This window comes from Chryseobacterium sp. BGARF1, assembly GCF_001677955.1.
In the GTDB taxonomy this organism is placed as follows: Bacteria; Bacteroidota; Bacteroidia; order Flavobacteriales; family Weeksellaceae; genus Chryseobacterium.
In genome coordinates, this window is sequence record NZ_LELA01000159.1 from 1 (window position 1) to 1,119 (window position 1,119).

Annotated in this window: 1 protein-coding gene; it reads left to right on the forward strand. The window is 28.0% G+C overall.

What is annotated here, in order from left to right; all coding sequences use genetic code 11:
- Positions 1 to 254 precede the first annotated feature (254 nt).
- Positions 255 to 596, forward strand: coding sequence for a hypothetical protein (locus tag AB671_RS21130; RefSeq protein WP_066764894.1), 342 nt, complete (start codon positions 255 to 257; stop codon positions 594 to 596).
- Positions 597 to 1,119 lie beyond the last annotated feature (523 nt).

Below are 1,119 nucleotides of genomic sequence, written 5' to 3' on the forward strand. Positions count from 1 at the left end.
AAATCAGCCGTAAAACTAAATATATCCATCTAACTTATTATATAACAAACAAATATACGAAATTATGGATGATTACGGATATACATAAATTTTTTTCATCCTCTTCTGAAATCAACGCTCAGGAATCAATTTTTTTTGATTTTGACTAGGTAGATTATTACTCGACAGATATTAGTTCTCAAGGTATTTCTAATATAGAATATCAGAGAAAGAAAAACTCATACAAGTATAAAAAAATAAGTAAGAAAGATGCTTTGTTTCTATCAATATTAAGAAATAATTATCCTGAAAAAATAGAAGAAGATTTTCCCAAAAAACTTATAAAATATGGTTTTAAGAAAAATAATCTCGATAAAAAACTATACCCTGAAATAAATGATATTTTCAGCGAAAAGAACTGTAGTGACAATTTGGAAAGTTTATGCATCCCTATATTTAGAGATATTTTAATTTTCAGCAAAAAAAATAAAATTATCGGCATCGCCAAGATTTGCTATAGTTGCCATCTTGCAACAATAATCGGAACAGAAAAAAGCATCAGGAATTTTGGAAGTTGCGGAGATTTTATCAAGCTGAAAAAAATAATGGGAAAATAGATATGGCTCTGCCATAATTGAGGACTTTAGAATTTTTAAATAGATTAAATTAAATAAAATGAATATAAAAGCAATCAACACTGTCGTTTTACGTGTATTAATTGCACTTTGTATTTTGACTCTTATTGGGCTCTTAAACTTTGGTCATGGACTTGGAAATATAATCTATTTTTCTCCAATTATTTTGGCAACACTCATTCATTTTCTAATCACGAGACGACTCATTAAGAAAAACAACGATAAATACTGGCTCCCCATCATTATCATAAGTTCATTGATTTGTCTGAGCATTATTTATAGTACAACCTTGGGACGAGGTGGAGAATTTGCATGGGATGGAAGAATATTTTTTATAAAATAAAGATCTCTTTTCAGATCACAACAACGGAAAGAATAGTAAGAAAAATAAAACTTACAAAGCATACAAGAATTAATTTTAGAGGCTGTTTAAATTTTATTGAGTAATAATTTTATGGCAGATAATTTGACCATGTTTTCAGAACTTTCCATTAGAAGTTCATAA